Below are 22,347 nucleotides of genomic sequence, written 5' to 3' on the forward strand. Positions count from 1 at the left end.
TCCCTGTGGCGCCGACTGGGCCGGAGAAAAAGCGAAGGCCCCATTCGGCGAGGAATGAGGCCTTCACAGTGCGGCATCAGGGACTCGAACCCCGAACCCATTGATTAAGAGTCAATTGCTCTGCCAATTGAGCTAATGCCGCGTTGCCACTTGCGTGGCGAAGCGAGTGAAACATTAGCAGGCCCCTAACGGGACTCATAATCCAGGATGGCGTGTGCCGCGTTGTGCCCGCCGACGCCGCTCACGGCACCTCCGCGCCGCGCGCCGCTGCCGCACAGCAGGACGCGGGGATGATGTGTCGCGACGCCCCAGCGCTGCCCGGAATCGTGGGCCTTTTCGCCTTCCTCCAACCACGGCCACTGCAGATCGCCGTGGAAGATGTGCCCGCCGGGCATCGCGAGCGCCTCCTCGATCTGAGCCGGAGTTTTGTGCTCGACACCCATGATCAGTGGTGTGACTGGTTCCACACAGAATTCTTCCAAGGCGTCGATGAACTGGGCGTACGCACGCTGGGCTGCGGCCTCGTCCGGCAGCACTTCATAGGGTGTGTGCAGGCCGAAATAGGTCAGGGTGTGAGCCGTCGTCGCAGCGAGTTCGGCCCCGAGGATCGAGCGGTCCGTGAGCGTGTGGCAGTACAGTTCGCCGGCCGCTTTGGCCGGTAGGGAGCCGGCGGCGGCCTGGCGGTAGGCGGCCTCCAGTTCGGTCATCGATTCGCCCAGGTGAAATGTCCCGGCGAAGGCGATCGCCGGGTCGATGCCCGACTTGAGTTGCGGGAGCCGTGACACCAGGAGATTGATTTTGAACTGCGATCCCGACGGTTTGCGTGGCAAAGGGTGACCGAGCAGACCCGCCAGGACGTACGGTGCGACGCCGCTCAGCACCCACTCGGCGTCGATCTCGAATCCGGCTCCGCTGACGGTGGCCCCGCCTGCGTGCGGTGCGATGGCATGTACCTCGGCGTCCGTGCGAATTTCGACGCCAGTGTCACGGGCAACACGTTCGAGCTCACCGGTCACCGCGCCCATGCCCCCTTCGGGCACCCGCCACTCGCCGGTGCCATTGCCGATCAGGTGGTAGAGGAAGCACTTGTTCTGGATCAGACTCGGTTCATGCAGTGAGGCGAACGTTCCGATCAGCGCGTCCGTGCCGACGATGCCGCGGACCAGGTCGTGGCTGAAGCGCCGCTCGAGGGCGATGCCCAGAGGTTCGTCGACCAGATCGGTCCAGATCGCCATCTCGACCCGGTCGCGGAGGTCGCCGATGTGGGGCAGCGGTGAGAGCAGGGTCGGTGCGATCGCTTCGGCGACTGTCGCGACCTCGGCGTAGAACTGTCGCCAGGCCGCGAGCTCATGATCGGATCCGGTCAGGGCTCTGAACGACTCCTGCGTCGCGGGTCCCTCGACGGTCTCGACCAGCAACCCTGCGTCGTCGTACGGCGTGTAGGAGGCGGTGTCGCGTGAGCGCAACTCCAGACGCAGTCCGAGATCGTCGATGAGCTGTTGAGGCATCAGGCTCACGAGATAGGAGTAGCGAGAAAGGCGCGCATCGTGCTCGTTGAAGGTCTTGGCGCTGATCGCGGCGCCCCCGACATGGGGGAGGCGTTCGAGCACGACGACCTTCTTGCCCGCGCGGGCCAGGTAGATCGATGCGACCAGCGCGTTGTGACCGCCGCCGACGATCGCGACGTCTGCTGAATCATGCGACATGTTTGAGCGCCTCTCGTTTGGTCAGACCGCTGAGCACGTCTTCGCGCTCGGCCACGAAGTCTCGTACCCAGTCCGGTTCTATTCGTGCGTACTCGCGCAGGGCCCAGCCGATTGCCTTGCGGATGAAGAACTCGCGGTCGCGGATGTTGGGCTCGATGACGTCGGTCAGCAGACCCGGATCGAGACGGTCCTTGCGGCCGAGCTGGCTGATGATCGCGAGGCGTCGCAGCCATATGTCGTGGTCGGTGCTCCAGTCCCGGACGATGTCGGCGGTCTGGCTCGGGTGTATGTCGTGGAGAGCGGCGATGCGGTGCGCGATGGGATCGACGTGGTCCCACCAGGCACCCGTGATGGCCATGTGCTCGTGCAACTCGATCAGCTGGAGTTCGCCGGAGGCGAGTGGGAGGTCGGCGATCATGCCGGCGGCATATCGCTCTTCGCGGAACTCGGCGCCGTCCCAGAGGCGGCGCACGATGCCGTCGAGCTCGGCCACCGAGTCAGGAGGATCGACCTTGACCGCGGTCTTCACAGTGGTGCGGACGGCAGGCATGGGTACCCCGAGGTAGGGCATTTCCGACTTCATGTAGGCCTGCATTCCGGGCGCGCGCACAGGGTCCGCAGCGGCTCGCAGTCCGGCGCGGATCTCGTTGAGGAGGCCATCCATGCGGCCAACACTACGGGAATAGTTGCGAGTAGTTGAATGTTGTACTACTTTGAAGGCCTACCAAGGAGAACACGATGCCTGCTGTGACTGTTGCCGACTGGACCGTCCTGCCTCGCGTGATCGCGACGCCGACCCAGACTGAAGATCGGGCGCCTGTCAGCGTCACGTCCGCGCCCCAGGGCTATGAGGGGGAGGGCTTCCCGGTGCGCCGCGCCTTCGCGGGTGTCGACGCAGCCAAGCTCGACCCGTTCATCCACATGGACCAGATGGGCGAGGTCGAATATGCGCCGGGCGAGCCCAAGGGCACGCCGTGGCATCCACACCGCGGCTTCGAGACCGTGACGTACATGATCGACGGTGTCATGGACCACCAGGACAGCAACGGCGGCGGAGGTTCCATCACCGACGGCGACACCCAGTGGATGACCGCTGCGAGCGGTCTCCTGCACATCGAGGCGCCGCCGGAGTGGCTCGTCGCCAAGGGCGGCCTGTTCCACGGGCTGCAGCTGTGGGTCAACCTGCCGAAGGCGTCGAAGTGGCTGCCCCCGCACTACCAGGACATCCGTGCCAGCGACGTCGGTCTGGCTTCGACTCCCGACGCAGGCGCATTGCTGCGCGTCATCGCCGGGGAGGTCGACGGCGTCAAGGGGCCCGGCTCGACCCACACGCCGATGGCGATGGTGCATGCGACGGTGCTCCCGGGTGCCGAGATGACCGTGCCATGGCGGACGGATTTCAACGCGCTGGTCTACGTTATGGGCGGTGCGGGGTACGTGGGCCGCGAGCGTCGTCCGATCAGCGCCGGTCAACTGGCCGTCCTCGGACACGGCGAAACCATCACAGTTGGCGCGGATCAGCAGCAGGACTCCAAGGACCCCGCGCTCGAGGTCGTGCTCCTGGGTGGACTGCCGATCCGTGAGCCGATCGCCTGGGCGGGACCGTTCGTGATGAACACCAAGGCCGAAGTGCTGCAGGCGTTCGAAGACTTCGAGAAGGGCAGGCTCGGGACGATCCCGACCGTGCCGCACGCCGACCTCAGAGGCGAAATGAACCAGCCCGAGTGATCAGGGTGTGACGGAAGAATCGGGTTTTGTCCGCGATTCACGGTCCCCGGCGCTCAGTCGTCCAGCGGTTCTGAGGCGGGACTGTGGTCCGAGGTGACGCCTCGCGCGGCGGCCTCGCTGATGCTCTGGCCCAGCCAGGATTCGACGTCCCAGCTCGACTTCATGGAGCCGTTGAGCACGACGACACCCGTGTTGACGACGTAGTGGTGTCGGACGAACTCCAGATCGACGTCGTCGGCCCGCGCCGCGCACCAGGCACGGATGATCGCGCCGTGACTCACGATCGCGACGGCCTGGTGGCCGGCATCTTCTGCCTCTGCGACAACCTCGTCGAATCGTGCGAGCACCTCATGACCGTTGTCGGCGCCGGGCATGCGGACGTCGAGGTCACCGCCGCACCAGCTCAGCAACGTCGAGACGTACTGGTGCACCGACGCCTCGTCGGCGTTGCCCTCGACGTCACCCGCAGAGATCTCCCGCGCGCCGTCACGTTCGACCGGCACCACACCACGGGCTGCGGCGAGCGGCGCGGCGGTCAGGTGCGTCCGGATCATCGACGACACGTACAGCGCATCGATCGGTTCGTGTGCCAGTGCGGCCGGAAGCTCAGCGGCCTGCTCGTAGCCGAGTTCGGTCAGGCCCGGGCCTGGCACGGTCGACTCGAGCACTCCATCGACGTTGGCGGGGGTCTGGCCGTGGCGGATCAGGATCAAGCGCATGCCACGAGCCTACGGATAGGGTCTGGCGCATGACGAAGTATGTCGGTGCGATCGATCAAGGCACCACGAGCACCCGGTTCATGATCTTCGATCACGACGGTCACGAAGTGGCACGGCACCAGCTGGAACACGAGCAGATCATGCCGCAGGCCGGCTGGGTCGAGCACGATCCACATGAGATCTGGGAGGCGACGCAGGACGTCGTCGAAGGCGCCCTCGGTCGAGCCGGTATCGCGGCCGCTGACCTTGCCGCGATCGGCATCACGAATCAGCGCGAGACAACCGTCGTGTGGGATCGCCGCACCGGGGTCCCGTACTACAACGCGATCGTGTGGCAGGACACCCGCACCGACAAGATCGCCTCGGCCCTGCACAACGACGGACACGCCGACCTGATCCGCGAGCGGTCGGGACTGACGCCCGCACCGTACTTCTCCGGCGGCAAGCTCCGCTGGATCCTCGACAACGTCGACGGCGTGCGGGCCGACGCCGATGCAGGCCACGCGATCTTCGGCAATACCGACTCATGGCTCATCTGGTGGCTCACGGGCGGTCCCGACGGCGGCCTGCACCTGACGGACGTGACCAATGCGAGTCGGACGATGCTGATGGACCTGGAGTCGCTCGCGTGGGACGACGAACTGCTCGCGCTGTTCGACATCCCGCGCTCGATGCTGCCCGAGATCAAGTCCTCCTCCGAGGTGTACGGGCACACCGAGGCGACCGGGCCGTTCGGCGGCGAGGTCGCGATCGCCGGTGACCTCGGCGATCAGCATGCGGCCCTGGTCGGGCAGGTCTGCTTCGAACCCGGGCAGCTCAAGAACACCTACGGAACCGGCAACTTCCTGGTTCTCAACACGGGCACCGAGATCGTCAGGTCCACGAACGGACTGCTGACGACGCTGGCCTACAAGTTCGGCGATGCGCCTGCGGTGTATGCGCTGGAAGGATCGATCGCCGTGACCGGCTCGGCGATCCAATGGCTGCGTGATCAGCTCGGCATCATCAAGTCTGCCGGCGACGTCGAATCACTCGCGGCATCCGTCGACGACAATGGCGGGGTGTGCTTCGTGCCGGCCTTCTCGGGTCTGTTCGCTCCCTATTGGCGCTCCGATGCGCGCGGGGTCATCGTCGGATTGTCGAGGTACAACACGAGCGCGCATATCGCCCGGGCAGCTTTGGAGGCGATCTGTCTGCAGAGCAAGGACGTCGTCGAAGCGATGATCGCCGATGCCTGCCTCGATCTGCAGATTCTGCGGGTCGACGGGGGAGTCACGGCCAATGAGCTGTGCATGCAGATCCAGGCCGATGTCCTCGGGGTGCAGGTCAGCCGCCCAGTCGTCGCCGAGACGACCGCGCTCGGTGCGGCGTACGCTGCGGGCCTCGCGGTCGGATACTGGGCCAATACCGACGAGCTTGTCGCGAACTGGAACGAATCCAAGCGCTGGGATCCGCAGTCGACGGCGGACCAACGGCAGGCCCAGCACGCCCAGTGGAAGAAGGCTGTCGACAAGACGCTCGAGTGGGTCGACGTCGACTGAGACCCGACAACAGGTGCAGTGGGCTACAACCTGATTGACTGGGGCCATGCGTTCCGTTGCTCTTTCGCCCGAGAATCGTCAAGCCGCGCTCGATGCCATGGCTGCGACGCCGCTCGACGTGCTCGTGATCGGTGCGGGGGTCGTCGGCGGTGGTGCAGCGCTCGACGCGGCCACCCGCGGGCTCACAGTCGGCCTGGTGGAAGCGCGAGACTTCGCCTCCGGCACTTCCAGCCGGTCGAGCAAGCTCATCCACGGCGGCCTGCGCTACCTCGAAATGCTCGACTTCCGGCTCGTCGCTGAGGCGCTCGCCGAGCGCAGCCTGCTGCTGGACCGGCTCGCCCCGCATCTGGTGCATCCCGTCCCCTTCCTGTACCCGCTGACTCACCGCGGCTGGGAACGCTTCTACGCCGGCGCGGGTGTCGCGTTGTACGACTCGCTGGCATTCCTCTCGGGACGTTCGCGCGGTGTGCCACATCACCGGCATCTGACCCGCCGTGGCGCCCGCCGGCTGATGCCCGCGCTCAAGAAGGATGCGCTGATCGGTGCGCTGCACTACTACGACGGCCAGGTCGACGATGCCCGTCACACGATGTTCTTGTCGCGCACCGCAGCTGCCTACGGAGCGCATGTCGCGAGCCGTACCCGCGTGATCGGCCTGCTCCGTGAAGGCGACCGGGTTGTCGGCGCCAAGGTCAAGGACCTGGAGTCGGGGCACGAGTTCGACATCGCGGCCAAACAAGTTGTCAACTCGACCGGCGTCTGGACCGATGAGACGCAGTCGTTCGCGGGGGAGCGTGGACAGTTCCACGTCCGGGCCAGCAAGGGCGTGCACCTCGTCGTGCCACGTGACCGGATCCGCGGCGAATCCGGGCTGATACTGCGCACCGAGAAGTCGGTGCTGTTCGTCATCCCGTGGGGCCGGCACTGGATCATCGGCACGACCGACACCGACTGGTCGCTGTCGAAGGATCACCCGGCCGCGAGCCGCAGCGATATCGACTATCTGCTCGACCATGTCAACACCGTGCTGGAGGAGCCGCTGACCCACGCCGACGTCGAGGGCGTCTACGCGGGTCTTCGGCCGCTGCTGTCGGGCGAGGATGAGGCCACCAGCAAGCTGTCGCGCGAACACGCGGTCGGAACCAGCGTCAAAGGGCTCGTGGTCATCGCGGGCGGAAAATACACGACCTACCGGGTCATGGCCAAGGACGCGATCGACGCGGCTGTGCACGGCATGTCGACTCAGCTCGACCGCCATGCCCCGCCGTCGGTGACCGAAGACGTCCCCTTGCTCGGAGCAGACGGCTACGAGGCGGTGTGGAACCAACGACATATGCTCGCCCGGACGCACGGCCTTGGAGTCGGCCGAATCGAGCACCTCCTGCACCGCTACGGATCGCTGATCGACGAACTGCTCGACCTGATCGCGGAGCGACCCGACCTGGCCGGGGCACTGACCGGCGCCGATGACTATCTGCGGGCCGAGATCGTGTACGCCGCGACGCATGAGGGGGCCCGCCACCTCGACGATGCGATCGCGCGCCGAACCCGGATCTCGATCGAGACGTTCGACCGTGGCACCGAGGTAGCCGAGGAGGTGGCGGCGCTGATGGGCGGTGTTCTGGGGTGGACCGACGAGCAGCGCGCCAATGAGATCGACCACTACCTCAAGCGCGTCGAGGCAGAGCGGGAGAGTCAGACCATGCCTGATGACGAGACCGCCGACGCCGCCCGCATGGGCGCCGGCGACGTCGTCCCGGTTTCGACACGGGAGAGTTCGACGCTCACAGCTGAGGGCGCTTCGTGACGGAGCACGAGGTCGTCGCTGACTACGACATCCGGTCACCGGCCTCACGGACGCTGTTGACGGTGCTCGGCACGCTCCTGTTCGTGGCGCTCGTGATCGGTCTCGTGCTGGGGACGTCGCTGCTCAAGCGCAACACCAAGGTGTCGACCAGCATTGTGGAGATCGGCAACTCGGCCCAGATCGTGATCGACAGCGGATCGGCCGATCTACGCCTGGTTCAAGGCGATCCCGATGTCGTGAAGGTCACGTCACGAATCACCAGCGGCCTGCGCAAGACCGACTTCGAGATCGGTCGTCGCGGCGATGAGATCAAGATCGCCTCCGAATGCCAGACCTGGCTGTCGCCAGGTTGCGGAGTCTCCGCGACGCTGGAGATCCCCGAAGGGTTTCCGGTCGTGATCCGTACCAGTTCAGGCGATGTCGTGGCTGACTCGATCGACGAGGGTGCGTTGACGATCCTGACCGGGAGCGGCGATATCACCGGTAAGCAACTGAAGGTCGACGAACTGTTCGCGACGTCGAAGAGCGGAGACATCGCCGCGAGCTTCAAGACCCAGCCCTTCGGGCTCAAGGCCACCACGACCAGCGGAGACATCGCCGCGGTCATCCCCACCGGCAAGAGGACCTATCACGTCATGGCCAAGTCGAAGTCCGGCGATGTGTCGTCGAAAGTCGATTCGGATGCCGATGGAAAGGGCCTCATCCTGGCCAAGACCAGTAGCGGCGATATCTCCCTACGCCCCGAGTAGCGGACGTCCGCCCTGGCAGCACAGAACCCCCCGAGACCTGAGTCTCGGGGGGTTCTTCGTGGGGTGGACGACGGGACTTGAACCCGCGGCCACCGGCACCACAAGCCGGTGCTCTACCAACTGAGCTACGCCCACCACGCGTGCCGGGCATACGCCCGACACGGCGAGAAGAAGTCTATCCCAGGCCCTCGGGAGCCGGCGACCGGCCCGTCGCCGAGCCGGACACCTCGGCCGCGATGGCCTTGGCGGTGTCTGAATCGATGCCGGGTTCCGGGGTGAAGACGGCCCTGCGGTAGTAGCGCAGCTCCTCGATGCTCTCTTGGATGTCGATCAGCGCACGGTGTTCGCCGCCCTTGACCGGTGCGGCGAAGTAGGCGCGCGGGAACCACTGGCGCGACAGTTCCTTGATCGACGAGACGTCGATGACCCGGTAGTGCAGCCAGCCTTCGAGCTCGGCCATGTCACGGGCCAAGAAGGCACGGTCGGTGCCGATCGTGTTGCCGGCCATGGGGGCCTTGCGGGGTTCCTTGACGAACTCGCGGACGTAGTCGAGCACCTGCTCCTGGGCTTCGCCGAGGCTGATTCCGTGCTCGAGTTCGTTGATCAGGCCTGATGTCGTGTGCATATTGGTCACGAACTCGTTCATCTGGTCGAGTGCGGCCTGCGGAGGTTTGATCACGAGGTCGACACCGTCGCCGAGCACATTGAGCTCGTAGTCGGTCACGAGCGCCGCCACCTCGACCAACGCATCGGTCTCGAGGGACAGCCCGGTCATTTCACAATCGATCCACACCAACTTGTCATTCACGTGGTGCACACTACTGCGATCTGCGGACAGGGTGGGCCCGCGGGCCGGTAAGCTCGCGTGGAACCTTCTGCGACAGCGTCGCGTTGGTCAATGTGGTGACCACACGACCCAGGAGACAGCAGTGAGCAACGACCGACAGAACCGCGCCGCGCGCGCCGAGCAGATGCGCAAGGAGCGGGAGAAGGCCGACCGCAAGCAGCGCAACCTCATCACAGTGGCCATCGTGGTGGTGGTCGTCGCACTGATCGCCCTGGGCGGCTACGGCATCAAGTCGATCAGTGACGACAAGAAGATCGCCACTGACCTGACGACGCCGGCGAATGTCGCCAAGAACTTCGGCATCGAGTACACCCCTGAGGTGGCCACGGGTACGGCACCCAAGACCGATCCGGTCAAGGTCACGATCTACGAGGACTTCCTGTGCCCCGGTTGCGGTGCGCTCGAGCAGACCGCCGGCCCGTTCCTGACCGACCTGGTCGCCAAGGGCGAGATCACGATCGACTACCGCCCGTACGCGTTCTTGGTGAACGCCAGCACGAATGAGTACTCCCAGCGCGCGTGGAACGCTGCGGTGTGCGTCAACGACAAGGGCGGCGTCAAGGCGTTCAAGACGTTCCACGACACACTGTTCGCCAATCAGCCCGCAGAGGGCGGCGAAGGTCCCGAGAACGATCAGCTGATCAGCTGGGCCAAGGACGCCGGAGTCACCGGGATCGACACCTGCATCAACAAGCAGACGTTCACGCCGTGGGTCGAGGCTGCCCTCGAACAGGGCAAGAAGGACGGCGTCTCAGGCACTCCGACGATGCGCATCGGCGGCAAGGACGTCAGCGGCGCCGGTAACACGATCCCGCAGGTCGCCGACATTCAGAAGGCGATCGACGCAGCCAAGAAGGGCTAGCCCAAGGCATAGCCGCACGCGGCCGCCGCAACGCTCAGCAGCACCATGCTGCCGAGGTTGACGGCGGCCGTCGTGTATCTGCGGTCGAGTATGAGCTGGGCGGTGCCGAGGCTGGCCGCACTGAACGTCGTGTAGCCCCCGAGGAATCCCACGCCCAGGATCGTGACCGAGGTCGAGTCGGCACCCAAACCGAGGAGTAGTCCGAGCAGGAACGATCCGCTGACGTTGACGACGTGGAGAGACCAAGCGGTGCGCGAGCGGAGCCAGGTGTCGAGGCTGAACCGGGTGCCGGCGCCCAGTCCACCGGCCAGGGCCATCAGGAGGGTCGTCATCGCATCGCGACCCGCGCGGTGATGGCGCCTGCGAGGGCGGCGGCCAGTCCGATGACGGCCGATCCTGCGCCGTACGCCAGCGCGAGCCCCAGGTGATCGTCGCGGAGCAGGGCGTCGGTCTCCACCGCCAGGGTGCTGTAGGTCGTGAAGCCGCCGAGGAGCCCGGTACCGAGCAGGAGCCGGGCATCGCGACGTCGTCCTGTGCGCTCATCGCCTGGTGCGGCGAGTGCGGTGATCAAGAGCCCGAGCAGGAATGCGCCCGAGACGTTGACCGTGAACGTCGCCAGAGGGAACAGCCGGTCGGAGGCCAGCGATTCGTTGATGCTGTGGCGGGCAAGGGTGCCGACGGCGCCGCCCACGGCGACGATGGTGAATGACCTCACGAACCCATCAGACCATGTAACAGGGTTGCCGCTATCGCGACCATGACCAGGGCGATCAGCCCGTCCAGGACGCGCCATGCCGCAGGACGTACGAACAACGGTCGCAGGAGGCGCGCACCGACTCCCAGCGAGGTGAACCAGGCAATGCTGGCGACCGCCGCGCCCGCACCGAACCACCACCGGTCGTCGCCGTGTGTTCCGGCCACTGAGCCGAGCAGGACGACGGTGTCGAGGTAGACGTGCGGATTGAGCCAAGTGAGCGCCAGACATGTCGTGACGGCGGTCCACAGCGGTGTGGGCGCGGCTCCGTTGCTGGTGTGCATCGCCGCCGGACGCCAGGCCCGTCGCGCGGCAAGCGCCCCGTATGTGAGCAGGAAGGCGGCACCGCCTATCCGCAGGACGTCGATGAGCCAGGGTGCGAGATCGAGGAGCGCGCCGAGTCCGGCTATGCCGGCGGCGATCAGGACGATGTCGGAGACGGCGCACACCGCGACGACGGGCAGCACATGCTCTCGGCGCAGCCCCTGGCGCAGGACGAAGGCGTTCTGGGCGCCGATCGCGATGATGAGGGACAGCCCGAAGCCGAAGCCTTGCAGCGTCGAGAGCAGCGTGTCGTGGTCCACGACGTCGAATCTAGGGTCGATCGACAGTGAAGTACAGATCAAGTTATTCAGGTTGCATTAGCATCTCTTATGTGACCCCGGATCTCGCCCAGCTCAAGGCCCTTGCCGCCGTCGTGGACGAAGGATCGTTCGACGCCGCTGCGATCGCGTTGCACCTGACCCCGTCGGCGGTGAGCCAGCGCATCAAGTCGCTGGAGCAGTCGGCCGGCCGGGTGCTGGTACGCCGGACCAAGCCCGTCGAGCCGACTGACGCCGGTCAGGCCTATCTCCGCCTCGCCCGTCAGATAGATGCCCTGGTGCACGAGGCGACCGCGACCGCAGACGCCGAGGACCACGATGTCGTGGTGATTCCGATCGCGGTCAACGCGGACTCTCTGGCGACTTGGCTGCTTCCGGCGCTGGCGACGTTGCCGTCGTCGATATGTTTCGACCTGCAGCGCGATGATCAGGCCAATACGGCCGAATTGTTGAGATCGGGAGCCGTCATGGCAGCCATTACGTCAGTTGCCGAAGCCGTGCAAGGTTGCAGATCCACCCGGCTCGGGGTCATGCGCTATCGCCCGATGGCATCGCCGTCGTTCATGGAACGCTGGTTTGCTGGCGGAGTCGATGCCGCTTCGCTCGCCGCGGCGCCGGTTGTCGTGTACGACCGATCCGACGAGCTGCAGGACGAGTATCTGCGGCCCAAGGGCGGCATCCGGTTGACGCCGCCACGCCACCACATACCGGCGTCGGCGGATTTTGCTGCGGCCGTCCGCCTCGGCCTGGGGTGGGGGATGTTGCCGCGACAACAGAGCGCAGATGCCGAACTCGCCGGACAGCTCGTCGAGCTGGAACCGGGACGGCACGTCGATGTGACTCTGCACTGGCAGCGATGGGCGCTGACGACTCCGGCGCTCGAAGCCGTGGAGGCCGCGATCCGTGCAGCTGCGGCGGACCATCTTGATACGGTCGGATAGTCGAAGACGCCGAGCGCCCCGAGCCCGGCGGATCGGCCTGAGGGAGGAACCAGACAGTGAACCAAGCAGCGGGCGGAATTCTCGTCGGACACGACGGCTCCAAGGACGCCAATCAGGCGTTGCAGACGGCCGTCCGTATGGCTGAGGCCCTCGGCACGCATGTCACGGTGACCCGCGCCTGGAGTCTCATGACCGCGCCCAAGCCTCCGACTGCGACAGCCGGATACGTCCCGCCGCTGGAGGATTTCGAGGCGGCCACGCTGGCCGAACTCGATCGCGATGTGGCCGCCGTCCGTGAGCAGCACGCCGACGTCACGATCAACACTGCGGTCGTGCGTGGCAATCCGGCCGCCCAGCTCATCGAAGCATCCGAGACGGCAGAGATGGTCGTCGTCGGCAGCCGAGGACGTGGTGGGTTCGCAGGCCTCGTCCTGGGATCGGTCAGCGAGCAGGTCGTCCGTTACGCCAAGTGCCCCGTGCTGGTTGTGCGCCGCGGAGTCGGCGACGCGCAGGAGTCGCCCGATCCGTCCGGCACATACCTGGAAGAGGCTCTCGTCAGCGAACTCAAGCTGGGCGAGGCCTGACGTCTCGCTTCTCAAGAGATTCAGTGACCGACGTGTCCTGGCTTCACCTCGTTCAGCTCCGACTGCAGTCCGTTCAGGAGCTTGCGCAATAGCCCGGTGAGCTGGTCGCGTTCCTCGTCGTCGAGGACGCCGAGTAGTTGAACCTCCCGGTTCAAAACGCTGTCGACCAGGTTCTCCACGACCTCGTGACCGTCTCGGGTCAGTTCGACGTCGACCTGCCGTGAGCCTTTTCCGCGCGGAGTGCGAACGACCAGCCCTTGTTCTTCGGCTCGTGTCACCCGCTGGGTGATCGCACCGGCGGTGATCAGGGCTGTTTCGGCCAGGTCGCGGGTCGTCATCCGATACGGAGGGCCTGAGCGGCGCAGGGTCGACAGCAGATCCAGCGTCGCGGCGTCGGCCCCTGCTCCGCGCAACAGGCGCGTCCGGTCGTCGCCGAAGAGCTTCGCCGCCTGCCAGAGCCTGGTGACGACTCCGATCGAGTCCACAGGAGTGCTTGGACGCTCGCGCTTCCATCCCAGAGCGATCGCGTCGATGGCGTCATGCGGGTCGAGGGGCATCCGTACACCTCTCCGAATCATCCGTTACGTTTAGGGCTAAACGTAGCAGGGGATGGGGTTCATATGAGTAAGTGTGTCGTCGTGAGTGGCGGGGGAACAGGCATCGGAAAGGCGATTGCGAAGCAGTTCGCTTCAGAAGGTGCGAAAGTGACCATCACAGGTCGGCGAGCTGACGTTCTCCGACAGGCAGCAGCTGACCTCGGTCGTGATGTGTCGACGAGATCGTTCGACGCCTCGGACCCGCGACAGGTGGCCGAATTCGCGGCCGAGATCGGTGACGTCGACGTGCTCGTCAACAATGCCGGCGGGAACACCGACTTCGACCGCCCCGCCGCAGATGCACTCAGCGACGTCGCAGTGGCCTGGCGGGCCAACTTCGAGTCGAATGTCATGTCAGCCGTGCTGATGACCGCGGCGCTGCGGCCGGTCATGCGCGAGGGCGGAACGATCATCACGATCGGCTCGATCGCAGCAGACAAGGGCGCTGGATCCTATGGCGCTGCCAAGGCTGCTGTCGCGTCCTGGAACGTGGACCTGGCACGAGAGGTGGGATCGCAAGGGCTCACCGCGAACGTCGTCTCGCCGGGCTATATCGCGAGCACGGAATTCTTCCGCGACGTCTTGACCGACGAGCGTCGCGAGAGCCTGGTGAAGGCCACCATGACCGGCAGGGCAGGCGTCCCGGACGATATCGCGGCGACCGTGGCATTCCTTGCTTCAGGCAGCGCACGTCAGATCACCGGGCAGACGATAGCCGTCAACGGAGGGGAGTGGACCAGCCGATGATCCCGCGGTGCGACTGGCTGGAGGAGCGGCGGGTCCTCGAACTGCCGGTAGAGTACGTCTCCGGAAGCGAGGTTTCATGACAAAGAACGCAGGCGACACGTCGGTGTTCACCGACGATTCCGGCTCGCGTCGGCGATGGGTGGCGTGGACGTTTCGTTCGACGTCCGTGCTCCTGATTCTCGGTGTGTTGGCCGTCGTGATCAGCATGGTGGGCAACGTCTCGCTGCCCGGCTTCAAGTCTCCTTTGTCGTTCCCCGGTACCGGATCGGGGACTTCGCGTGTCACCGAGTCACGCCCACACTCCCCGTCCGTCTCTGCTGGTCTGCCGTCCAGCGGGGCCGTGGCGCCGACAGATCTCGCTCCGGGAGATGCACAGCCGAGCGACACCGTGACGAGGACCGGGCGCACCACGCGCGACAGTATCGCGGGCAACGGGGGCCGATCCGATGCAACACCTGTCCGGCCCTCCACTCCCGCGCCGGGAACTTCAACCCCGGCTGTGCCGAGCAAGCCCGGCAAGGGCAAAGGGACGGTGCACGGGAAGCCCACGTCCAAGCCGACCAATGCCGCGGAGCCGGTCCATTCGCCGGGCAGCCCGCCCACCGAGCCACCGGGCAAGGCCAAGAAGTCCTCCGACGGCTCGTGAACTCTCGTGTTTCGCGCGAACCGCGGGCTCACTGGTTTCTTTTGGCCGTTCTGCTGGCGGCCTTGTTCCTGCTGCTGGTCGTGTCGGGATTTACCACCGGGCAACTCGGGGAGAACAAGGACGCACCGAAGTCGAAGGGTGGTGCAGTCGCGGTTCCCGACGCCGTTCGTCGAGGCGGGCCCGTACTCGATCCGTCGGCTCCGGCGGAGCCTGGTCTCAAGGTGCCCGCCAAGACGATCGCGCTGACGTTCGACGATGGCCCGACCGACTGGACTCCCCGCATCCTCGACGTCCTCGAGCGCCACCGCGTCAAAGCCACGTTCTTCGTGATCGGATCACAGGTCGCTCAGAAGCCCGATATTCTCCGCCGAATCGTGGCAGACGGTCACGAAGTCGGCATTCATACGTTCACACACATCAACATGGCCAACGTGCCAGATTGGCGCCAGAAGCTCGAACTCAACCAGACCCAGTTCGCCGTCGCCGCAGTCACCGGCCGCACGACCGATCTGTTGAGGCCGCCGTACTCTTCGACCGTTGCCGGAATCTCTCCCGGGGACTGGCGTGCCCTCGTTCGTACCCGCGGCTATCGCATCGTGCTGACCGATCTCGACACCAAGGACTGGCAGACGCCGGGTGTCGACAAAATCGCCACCTCGGGGACCCCGTCGGGTGATGCCGGCGCCGTGGTGATGCTTCACGACGGGGGAGGCGACCGCGCCCAGACGGCGGCCGGTCTCGAAAAACTCATCGTCGATCTCCAGGCGCGGGGATATACGTTCACGACGGTGACCGAAGCGGTCGGCGTGCCGTCTCCCTGGCACGAGGCGAGCCGCTTTGCTGAACTCCGCGGAGACGTCGTCATCGCCTTGGTCCGCATCAGCGATGCGGTGGTCTCGTTCCTGCGCTGGGCCTTCATCCTTCTCGCGATACTTGCCATCGCACGGACCCTGCTGCTCGTGAGTGTTGCGCGTCGGCACGCCCGGACACCGGTGGAACCGCACACGAGCGGGGACGACGATCTTCCCGGCGTGACGGTCATCGTGCCTGCCTTCAATGAGGAGCTGGGGATCGAGGCCGCCGTCCGATCCTTGGCGAACAGCGACTATCCCGAGCTGGAGATCATCGTTGTCGACGATGGTTCCACTGACTCGACCTCGGAAGTCGTGCGTTCGCTTGCGATGCCCGCGGTCCGACTGATCCGTCAAGACAATGCTGGCAAACCGGCCGCACTCAACACCGGGATCGCAGCTGCCGCCCATGACGTCTTGGTTCTGGTCGACGGTGACACCGTCTTCGAACCCGACGCCATGCGTGCGCTCGTAGCTCCGTTGACCGATCCCCGCGTTGGCGCTGTGTCGGGGAATACGAAGGTCGGCAACCGCAGCGGCCTGCTCGGGCGCTGGCAGCACATTGAGTACGTCATCGGATTCAACCTGGATCGCCGCATGTTCGACGTCCTGCAGTGCATGCCCACCGTCCCCGGCGCGATCGGCGCCTTCCGACGGTCGGTGCTCGAGCAGGTAGGCGGAGTCAGCGAGGACACCTTGGCCGAGGACACCGACTTGACCATGGCGATCTGTCGAGCCGGGTGGCGAGTCGTCTACGCTCCCGCAGCGCGCGCCTGGACCGAGGCTCCCTCATCACTCGGGCAGCTCTGGCGACAGCGTTACCGCTGGTGCTACGGCACGATGCAGGCGATGTGGAAGCACCGCCGCGCCGTGATCGAGCCGGGCGCATCCGGCAAGCTCGGACGCCGAGGACTTCCCTACCTGATGGCGTTCCAGGTGCTCCTACCGCTTCTTGCCCCTGCCATCGACGTCGCGGCACTGTATTCATTGATCTTCGCCCCGTCGCCCACCATCGCCTACATCTGGTTGGCGTTTCTCGGCTTGCAGTACGTCAGCGCCGCGTATGCCTTCAAACTCGATCGAGAGAGCCTGCGTCCGCTGTGGAGCCTTGCCCTGCAACAAGTCGTGTACCGCCAGCTCATGTACTTGGTGGTGCTTCAGTCGGTCGCCAGCGCCATCTACGGCATCCGGCTGAAGTGGCAAAAGCTTCGCAGAACCGGTGACATGCGCTCTGCCCCGGCCGCGGTGGAATCGTAGGACGAGACTTTGGGCTGTGCCGCCGATGTCGTATGACCAAAGCTTCCGGGACCGCGAGCCAGGCTCCTGCATCCCGATTTCTGACGCTCGAGGTCGGCGCAGGAGGTCGCCAAGGCGTTCAAGGTGCACCGGCAGACGGCCTACACTCTTGCGTAACGGAGTCATGAAGTGCAGACAGGCGGGGGCCCGGGAGATGAGTCACACTTTCGAAGCTTGGGTGTCCGAAAATGTACTGCTGACTTTTGACGGCGACGTTCTCGAAGTGTTCGGGTTCGAGGACTCACATCGGATTCATATCGCCTACCGGCCTGACCTGCAGTTCACCGATGGGCGGCGCCCCCGGCTCCTAATCACCAAGGCGAACGAGCACCGCCACGAGATGAGCTATGACCCGGAGCGGCGAGCGGGTCTCGAGGCATTCGCTGAGCAGCTGAGAGCAGCGCACCGCTCGCAGTGAAGGGTATGTTTCGAACATCGCACATTTTGCGCGCCCGGCAGGATTCGAACCTGCGACCTAGAGATTAGAAGGCTCTTGCTCTATCCATCTGAGCTACGGGCGCCTAGACCGAAGAATTTGGTCGTTCGGAGTCTAACTGGTTGGTCGTCTTCGGCAGGCGGCACCAGGTCGGCGTCAGGTGCGGGCCGCTGGAGAGCGATAGACGCTGCGGACCGTCTTGCGCCACTCGCGGGCCTGTGCCGTCCAGATGGCCTACGATCTGACGGGTGACAGACGTGACGACCAGCCAGATTCCCGCCACGCTGCCCCGATATCGCGAGGCAGTGCGACAGCGAGGTCGCACGGCGCTGATCGTCCTGTTCACGCTGATCGCCGTCGCGGGTGTGGTCGGAGCCGTCCTGATCGCCTTGGGTGCCGGTGATGCGGAAGGAACCGGTCTCTCACTGTTCTATGCGATGATCCCGCTGCCATTGCTGTGGCTCGTCTTCTGGTGGCTCGACAGATATGAGCCCGAGCCGCTTCGCTACAAGTGCGCGGCGTTCATCTGGGGCGGTGTCGTCGCCGTCGCGATCGCGCTGGCCCTCGAGGTGTGGATCGCGAATGCGTTCGATCTGAGCGATAACCAGGTGGCGACATTCGTCGCTCCTCTGGTGGAGGAACCGGCCAAATGCCTGTTCCTGCTGCTGACCTTCGTGCGTACCCGTCGAGTCATCGACGGAGTGCTCGACGGGATGATCTACGCCGGCCTGGTCGGGATCGGCTTCGCATTCGTCGAGAACATCGGCTATTACGTCAGCAGCTACACGACATCGGCCGATTACCAAGTCGCGGGTGCCGAAGGTGTCACCAGCACATTCGTCGTCCGGGGCATCTTCAGTCCATTCGCGCATCCACTGTTCACTGCGGCGTTCGGCATCGCGATCGGTCTTGCCGTCTCACGCAGGTCGAAGTGGGCCAAAACGCTGATCGGAACGGCCGGACTCGCGGCCAGCGTCGGTCTGCACATGCTCTGGAACGGATCATTGAGTTACGGTCCCGACAACGGCTCAGCCTTCCTGCTGGCCTACCTCGCCTTGGCCGGGATCCTGATCGGTGCCACGGTGCTGGCGGTCGTGGTGCGCCTTCGCCAGGTGCGGATCCTGGAACGTTCGCTGTCATATGTGGCAGAACGCGGCTGGATCCATCCGGCCGAGATTCCGTACCTGTCGCGCTTCGGCCATCGCAACGCCGCGCGACGCTATGCCAAGGCCAACCACGGCAAGATCGCAGCCAAGATCGTGGCCCGATATCAGCAGCGCGCGACCGAGATGGCGTTCCTGCACGACTCCTTGATGAGCGGACGAGAGAAGCCGTTCGGGGTCGAACGTACCTATGCTCTGCTCGATGAGATGTACGCTCTGCGGCCCGGGCTGAGGTTCCCGCCGGCGCTCCAGACCACTCACCGTGCGTATTGAGCACGACGCCGCACGAGCCGCGGCCACGAACAGGCAGACTGTCGACTAATCTGGGTCCAACGAAGCCGCAACAGTGCACCAGCCAACGAGAGGAGCAGCCCGTGCCCAGCGAACACGCTTCGGCCGAACTCCTCGCGGGCTTGAGCTCCCTCCTCCTCACGGTGCGTGATGCCGGACTCGAGTTGGAGGTCCCAGGCGTTGAGGACGCCCGGCGCACACGCGCCGAAGTGGCCGATCAATTGTCCGACTACGTTCTGCCACGCCTCGTGCAGCTTGAGGCGCCGCTGTTGGCGGTTGTAGGCGGATCCACCGGCGCCGGAAAGTCGACGCTGGTCAATTCGCTCGTGGGCGAGCCCGTAACCGAATCGGGTGTCCTTCGCCCCACGACCCGTTCACCGGTGCTGGTGCACCATCCCGATGATGCCGAGTGGTTCCAGCCCGATCGGATCCTGCCCGATCTCGAACGCACGACGGTCGTCGGTAACGACTCGTACGGTCTGCGCCTCGCGTCCTCGACGAGGATCCCCCAGGGACTCGCGATTCTCGACGCGCCCGACGTCGACTCGATCGACAAGGGCAACCGGGAGCTTGCGGCACAGTTGCTGGCCGCCGCCGACATGTGGCTGTTCGTGACCTCGGCGGCGCGTTACGCCGATCAGGTGCCGTGGGACTACCTGCGCCAGGCCGCTGAACGTAGTACCTCGGTCGCGGTCGTCCTCGACCGTACGAGTGACGATGCCGTGATCGAAGTGCGCGGTCACCTTGCCCGCATGATGACGTCGCGCGGGCTGTCGGACTCGCCACTGTTCACGGTCCCCGAGGTCGGCCTCGACGCCGATGGTCTGCTCCCGCCCGAGGCGGTTGCGCCGATGGTCGGTTGGTTGCACGAACTCGCGGCCGATCCCAAGGCTCGGCACATGGTCGTCAACCGGACGCTCGACGGCGCGGTGCGCCATCTGGTCATGCGGACACATGACGTCGCCGACGCCCTCGACGTCCAGATCGCATCGGCCGAGCAGCTGCATGACGAGGCGGTGGCCATCCAGCTCACCGCGCTCGAAGACTTCGCGAAGCAGACCTCTGACGGCACCTTGCTGCACGGCGAGATCCTGGCCAGTTGGCGTGAGTTCGTCGGCACGGGTGAACTCCTGAAGTCCGTCGAGGACAAGGTCAGCCGTATCCGGGGGCGTTTCGTCGAGGGCATGACCGGCAAACGGACCCGCTCGACCGAGGTCGTCGACGCGATCGAGACCGGCGTCCACCTGCTGCTCGTCGAGCACGCTGAGGCCACGACCGAGAAGATCGCCCGGGCCTGGAGTGCGACAGTTCCGGGACGCCACCTTCTCGAAACGAACCGCGGGCTCGAACGGTCGTCGCCTGACCTGCGCGTCAAGGCCGAGCGTGTCGTCCACGATTGGCGCCAGTCGGTGCTCGAACTGGTCAGAACCGAAGGCGCCGACAAACGCATGACTGCGCGATTCCTGGCTTTCGGCGTCAACGGCATCGCGGTGGCACTGATGATCACGATGTTCTCGCGAACCGCTCCTGACTCGGTCGGTGGCGGCACAGCAATCCTCGGGCGCCGGCTCCTCGACGCGGTTTTCGGCGCCGAAGTCGTCGATCAGCTCGCCGACCAGGCTCACGCCGATCTGACGACGCGCGTCACGACGCTGTTGGATGCCGAGCAGAAGCGGTTCCTGACGCTGCTCGCGGATCCGGCGACGCTCAAGGCACAACAGACCGCAGTGCGCGAATCCGCGCGCCAGACCGAATACGCTCGACACGTCGAGTTCCTGAACGAAGAAGAGAAGACACCATGACAGAGCCCGTCAACGCCGCCGCGGCTGTGTTCGACGGCGGTCCCAGCTTCGATGGCGGGCCGAGTGACGTGGCCAAGCGCCTTGACGGGCTGACCCAGGCAGTCGCCGCGAGCCGCGGTCGGATCGACGAGGAGATCCTCGCCCCGGCTGAAATGCTGTCGGCTCGCGCGGCCGAGCGGTTGACCCTGTCCGGGGAGCACACGATCGTCGCGCTGGCCGGTGCCACCGGATCCGGCAAGTCGTCGTTGTTCAATGCGCTGACGGATCTGGAACTGGCCGGTGTCGGTGTGCGTCGACCCACGACGTCGTGGGCGCTGGCCTGCGCCTGGGGGCCCGACGGTGCCAACGGGCTGCTGGAGTGGATGGGCATCCCGGCGCGTCATCAGGTCTCGCGCATGAGCATGCTCGACCGTTCGGCCGAGGACACCAAGCTCGACGGTCTGGTGCTGCTCGATCTGCCCGACCACGACTCGACCGAGGTATCGCATCACCTCGAAATGGATCGGCTGATCAAATATGCCGATCTGTTGGTGTGGGTGCTGGACCCGCAGAAGTACGCCGACGCGGCGATCCATGACCGCTACATCCGACCCATGGCCGGATACAGCGACGTGACGCTGGTCGTGCTCAACCAGATCGACCGCATCCCGTTCGAGCAGCGTGAACGGGCACTTGCCGATGTGCGACGGATCCTCGCCGATGAGGGACTTCCCGACGTTCCGGTCATCGGAGTGTCCGCGACCCGTGGGGACGGCGTCGACGATCTCAAACGGGAACTTGCCTCCCGCATCCGGGCCAAGGCCTCGGCCAAGGGACGGCTTGCTTCGGATATCGCGGCCTCGGCCGATGTCATGGCGCAGGTCGGCGGCACGGCCGATGCGCCCGGCATCAGCCCGGTCGACCGGCAGGCGCTCGACGACGCGCTCGTGGAATGCGCGGGTGTCCCGCAGCTGGTCGAGGCATTCTCGGCTTCGTCCGAACGGCGCGCGGCCCTGCGTACCGGCTGGCCGATCACCCGCTGGCTCGGACGTTTGCGCAAGACGTCGCTTGACGAGCTCGAACTCGGCGATGAGCTGTCAACGGCCTCGCTCGCACGGTCGGCGGTCCCAGAAGCCGGCAATGTGCAGCGCGCGCAGGCCGAGCTCGCGATCCGTGACGCCGCCGAGAAGGCGGCGGTCGGTCTCGAACGTCCCTGGCGCGATGCCGTGCGGGACGCGTCGAATCCGGCCGGCCAGGACATCGTCGGTGAACTCGATCGGGCCATTGCGGCGACGAGTGTCGGCAGTGCTCAGCCCTCACGCTGGTGGATCGTCGTGCAGGCACTCCAGATTCTCGGTGTCATCGCGCTAATCGGCGGCTTGGCGTGGTGGGCGGTGCAGGGGATAGGTGAACTCGCCTCGTTTGACCTGCCAGACCTGGGTGAGGTCGCGGGCGTGCCGATGGCCGCAGCAGTTGCCGCCGGGGCTCTGGTGCTCGGCATCGCGATGTCCCTGCTATCACGAGTGGCTGCGCGGATCGGCGGTCAGCGCAAGGCGGCGCGGGCCGACCGTGAGCTGCGTTCGGCGATCCAGAAGGTCACCGACGAGCGGGTCATTGCGCCGATCCAGGCCGAGCTGGACTCCTACCGCAGCTATCGCACCGGGATTCTCGCCGCGATGAAGTAGCGGCGTCCACAGGTC

Annotated in this window: 22 protein-coding genes and 3 tRNA genes; 14 read left to right on the plus strand and 11 right to left on the minus strand. The window is 65.6% G+C overall.

Features of this window, described 5'->3' with window-relative positions; all coding sequences use genetic code 11:
* Positions 1–69: 69 nt before the first annotated feature.
* The 3 genes from ACXJKC_RS19250 to ACXJKC_RS19260 all read right to left on the minus strand — a co-directional run bounded on the left by ACXJKC_RS19250 (position 70) and on the right by ACXJKC_RS19260 (position 2,370).
* Positions 70–142, minus strand: a tRNA-Lys gene (locus tag ACXJKC_RS19250).
* Between the two features lie 43 nt (positions 143–185).
* The gene (locus ACXJKC_RS19255) at positions 186–1,706 is read right to left on the minus strand and encodes a phytoene desaturase family protein (protein ID WP_456698365.1); all 1,521 of its coding nucleotides are present in this window, start codon (positions 1,704–1,706) and stop codon (positions 186–188) included.
* Complete coding sequence (locus tag ACXJKC_RS19260; RefSeq protein ID WP_456698366.1) at positions 1,696–2,370, minus strand: DNA alkylation repair protein; 675 nt, start codon at positions 2,368–2,370, stop codon at positions 1,696–1,698. The genes ACXJKC_RS19255 and ACXJKC_RS19260 overlap by 11 nt, the downstream gene beginning before the upstream one ends.
* Before the next feature lie 74 nt (positions 2,371–2,444).
* Between ACXJKC_RS19260 and ACXJKC_RS19265 the strand changes: the two genes are divergently transcribed.
* Positions 2,445–3,434, plus strand: coding sequence for a pirin family protein (locus ACXJKC_RS19265; protein ID WP_456698367.1), 990 nt, complete (start codon positions 2,445–2,447; stop codon positions 3,432–3,434).
* Between the two features lie 53 nt (positions 3,435–3,487).
* Here the strand turns inward: ACXJKC_RS19265 and ACXJKC_RS19270 are convergent, their stop codons facing one another.
* Positions 3,488–4,153, minus strand: a complete 666-nt coding sequence (locus ACXJKC_RS19270; protein WP_456698368.1) for a histidine phosphatase family protein — start codon at positions 4,151–4,153, stop codon at positions 3,488–3,490.
* A gap of 29 nt (positions 4,154–4,182) precedes the next feature.
* Here ACXJKC_RS19270 and glpK point away from each other — a divergent pair, with 29 nt between their 5' ends.
* The 3 genes from glpK to ACXJKC_RS19285 are packed head-to-tail and all read left to right on the plus strand — an operon-like array spanning position 4,183 to position 8,250.
* Positions 4,183–5,694 (plus strand): glycerol kinase GlpK, encoded by a 1,512-nt coding sequence (glpK, locus tag ACXJKC_RS19275; RefSeq protein ID WP_456698369.1) that lies wholly within the window; start codon positions 4,183–4,185, stop codon positions 5,692–5,694.
* Between the two features lie 46 nt (positions 5,695–5,740).
* Positions 5,741–7,501, plus strand: coding sequence for a glycerol-3-phosphate dehydrogenase/oxidase (locus ACXJKC_RS19280; protein WP_456698370.1), 1,761 nt, complete (start codon positions 5,741–5,743; stop codon positions 7,499–7,501).
* Positions 7,498–8,250, plus strand: a complete 753-nt coding sequence (locus ACXJKC_RS19285) for a DUF4097 family beta strand repeat-containing protein (RefSeq protein ID WP_456698371.1) — start codon at positions 7,498–7,500, stop codon at positions 8,248–8,250. The genes ACXJKC_RS19280 and ACXJKC_RS19285 overlap by 4 nt, the downstream gene beginning before the upstream one ends.
* A 59-nt stretch (positions 8,251–8,309) precedes the next feature.
* Here ACXJKC_RS19285 and ACXJKC_RS19290 read toward each other — a convergent pair.
* Together ACXJKC_RS19290 and orn are read right to left on the minus strand one after the other, a co-directional pair.
* Positions 8,310–8,385, minus strand: a tRNA-His gene (locus ACXJKC_RS19290).
* A gap of 40 nt (positions 8,386–8,425) precedes the next feature.
* Positions 8,426–9,058 (minus strand): oligoribonuclease, encoded by a 633-nt coding sequence (gene orn, locus ACXJKC_RS19295; RefSeq protein WP_456698372.1) that lies wholly within the window; start codon positions 9,056–9,058, stop codon positions 8,426–8,428.
* Positions 9,059–9,179: 121 nt separating this feature from the next.
* Here orn and ACXJKC_RS19300 point away from each other — a divergent pair, with 121 nt between their 5' ends.
* Positions 9,180–9,959, plus strand: a complete 780-nt coding sequence (locus tag ACXJKC_RS19300; protein ID WP_456698373.1) for a DsbA family protein — start codon at positions 9,180–9,182, stop codon at positions 9,957–9,959.
* On the opposite strand, the gene ACXJKC_RS19305 is transcribed toward ACXJKC_RS19300, so the two are convergent.
* The 3 genes from ACXJKC_RS19305 to ACXJKC_RS19315 are packed head-to-tail and all read right to left on the minus strand — an operon-like array spanning position 9,956 to position 11,297.
* Positions 9,956–10,291, minus strand: a complete 336-nt coding sequence (locus tag ACXJKC_RS19305; RefSeq protein ID WP_456698374.1) for a fluoride efflux transporter FluC — start codon at positions 10,289–10,291, stop codon at positions 9,956–9,958. The genes ACXJKC_RS19300 and ACXJKC_RS19305 overlap by 4 nt on opposite strands.
* Entirely contained in the window at positions 10,288–10,674 is a 387-nt protein-coding gene (locus ACXJKC_RS19310; RefSeq protein ID WP_456698375.1) for a fluoride efflux transporter FluC, read from the minus strand. The genes ACXJKC_RS19305 and ACXJKC_RS19310 overlap by 4 nt, the downstream gene beginning before the upstream one ends.
* Positions 10,671–11,297, minus strand: a complete 627-nt coding sequence (locus tag ACXJKC_RS19315; protein ID WP_456698376.1) for a LysE/ArgO family amino acid transporter — start codon at positions 11,295–11,297, stop codon at positions 10,671–10,673. The genes ACXJKC_RS19310 and ACXJKC_RS19315 overlap by 4 nt, the downstream gene beginning before the upstream one ends.
* 71 nt (positions 11,298–11,368) lie before the next feature.
* Between ACXJKC_RS19315 and ACXJKC_RS19320 the strand changes: the two genes are divergently transcribed.
* Together ACXJKC_RS19320 and ACXJKC_RS19325 are read left to right on the plus strand one after the other, a co-directional pair.
* Entirely contained in the window at positions 11,369–12,256 is an 888-nt protein-coding gene (locus tag ACXJKC_RS19320; RefSeq protein WP_456698377.1) for a LysR family transcriptional regulator ArgP, read from the plus strand.
* A gap of 56 nt (positions 12,257–12,312) precedes the next feature.
* Positions 12,313–12,840, plus strand: coding sequence for a universal stress protein (locus ACXJKC_RS19325; protein WP_456698378.1), 528 nt, complete (start codon positions 12,313–12,315; stop codon positions 12,838–12,840).
* Positions 12,841–12,860: 20 nt separating this feature from the next.
* Here ACXJKC_RS19325 and ACXJKC_RS19330 read toward each other — a convergent pair whose 3' ends face one another.
* Positions 12,861–13,397, minus strand: a complete 537-nt coding sequence (locus tag ACXJKC_RS19330) for a MarR family winged helix-turn-helix transcriptional regulator (RefSeq protein WP_456698379.1) — start codon at positions 13,395–13,397, stop codon at positions 12,861–12,863.
* A 63-nt stretch (positions 13,398–13,460) separates the two neighbouring features.
* Here ACXJKC_RS19330 and ACXJKC_RS19335 point away from each other — a divergent pair, with 63 nt between their 5' ends.
* The 4 genes from ACXJKC_RS19335 to ACXJKC_RS19350 all read left to right on the plus strand — a co-directional run bounded on the left by ACXJKC_RS19335 (position 13,461) and on the right by ACXJKC_RS19350 (position 17,394).
* The gene (locus tag ACXJKC_RS19335) at positions 13,461–14,183 is read left to right on the plus strand and encodes an SDR family NAD(P)-dependent oxidoreductase (RefSeq protein WP_456698380.1); all 723 of its coding nucleotides are present in this window, start codon (positions 13,461–13,463) and stop codon (positions 14,181–14,183) included.
* Positions 14,184–14,259: 76 nt separating this feature from the next.
* Positions 14,260–14,829, plus strand: coding sequence for a hypothetical protein (locus tag ACXJKC_RS19340; RefSeq protein ID WP_456698381.1), 570 nt, complete (start codon positions 14,260–14,262; stop codon positions 14,827–14,829).
* A gap of 41 nt (positions 14,830–14,870) precedes the next feature.
* Positions 14,871–16,937 carry a bifunctional polysaccharide deacetylase/glycosyltransferase family 2 protein gene (locus tag ACXJKC_RS19345; RefSeq protein WP_456698382.1) on the plus strand — a complete coding sequence of 689 codons (2,067 nt, stop codon included), beginning with the start codon at positions 14,871–14,873 and terminating at the stop codon, positions 16,935–16,937.
* A 217-nt stretch (positions 16,938–17,154) separates the two neighbouring features.
* The gene (locus ACXJKC_RS19350) at positions 17,155–17,394 is read left to right on the plus strand and encodes a hypothetical protein (RefSeq protein ID WP_456698383.1); all 240 of its coding nucleotides are present in this window, start codon (positions 17,155–17,157) and stop codon (positions 17,392–17,394) included.
* Between the two features lie 29 nt (positions 17,395–17,423).
* On the opposite strand, the gene ACXJKC_RS19355 is transcribed toward ACXJKC_RS19350, so the two are convergent.
* A tRNA-Arg gene (locus ACXJKC_RS19355) sits at positions 17,424–17,497 on the minus strand.
* 163 nt (positions 17,498–17,660) lie between these two features.
* On the opposite strand from ACXJKC_RS19355, the gene ACXJKC_RS19360 reads away from it, so the two are divergent.
* The 3 genes from ACXJKC_RS19360 (at position 17,661) to ACXJKC_RS19370 (ending at position 22,332) form a co-directional block, all read left to right on the plus strand.
* Entirely contained in the window at positions 17,661–18,848 is a 1,188-nt protein-coding gene (locus ACXJKC_RS19360; protein ID WP_456698384.1) for a PrsW family intramembrane metalloprotease, read from the plus strand.
* A gap of 101 nt (positions 18,849–18,949) precedes the next feature.
* Positions 18,950–20,668: a dynamin family protein gene (locus ACXJKC_RS19365; RefSeq protein ID WP_456698385.1), complete on the plus strand. Its 1,719-nt coding sequence runs from the start codon at positions 18,950–18,952 to the stop codon at positions 20,666–20,668.
* The gene (locus ACXJKC_RS19370) at positions 20,665–22,332 is read left to right on the plus strand and encodes a GTPase (protein WP_456698386.1); all 1,668 of its coding nucleotides are present in this window, start codon (positions 20,665–20,667) and stop codon (positions 22,330–22,332) included. Before ACXJKC_RS19365 ends, ACXJKC_RS19370 begins: the two co-directional genes overlap by 4 nt.
* Positions 22,333–22,347 lie beyond the last annotated feature (15 nt).

Source organism: Aeromicrobium sp. P5_D10 (assembly GCF_054049535.1).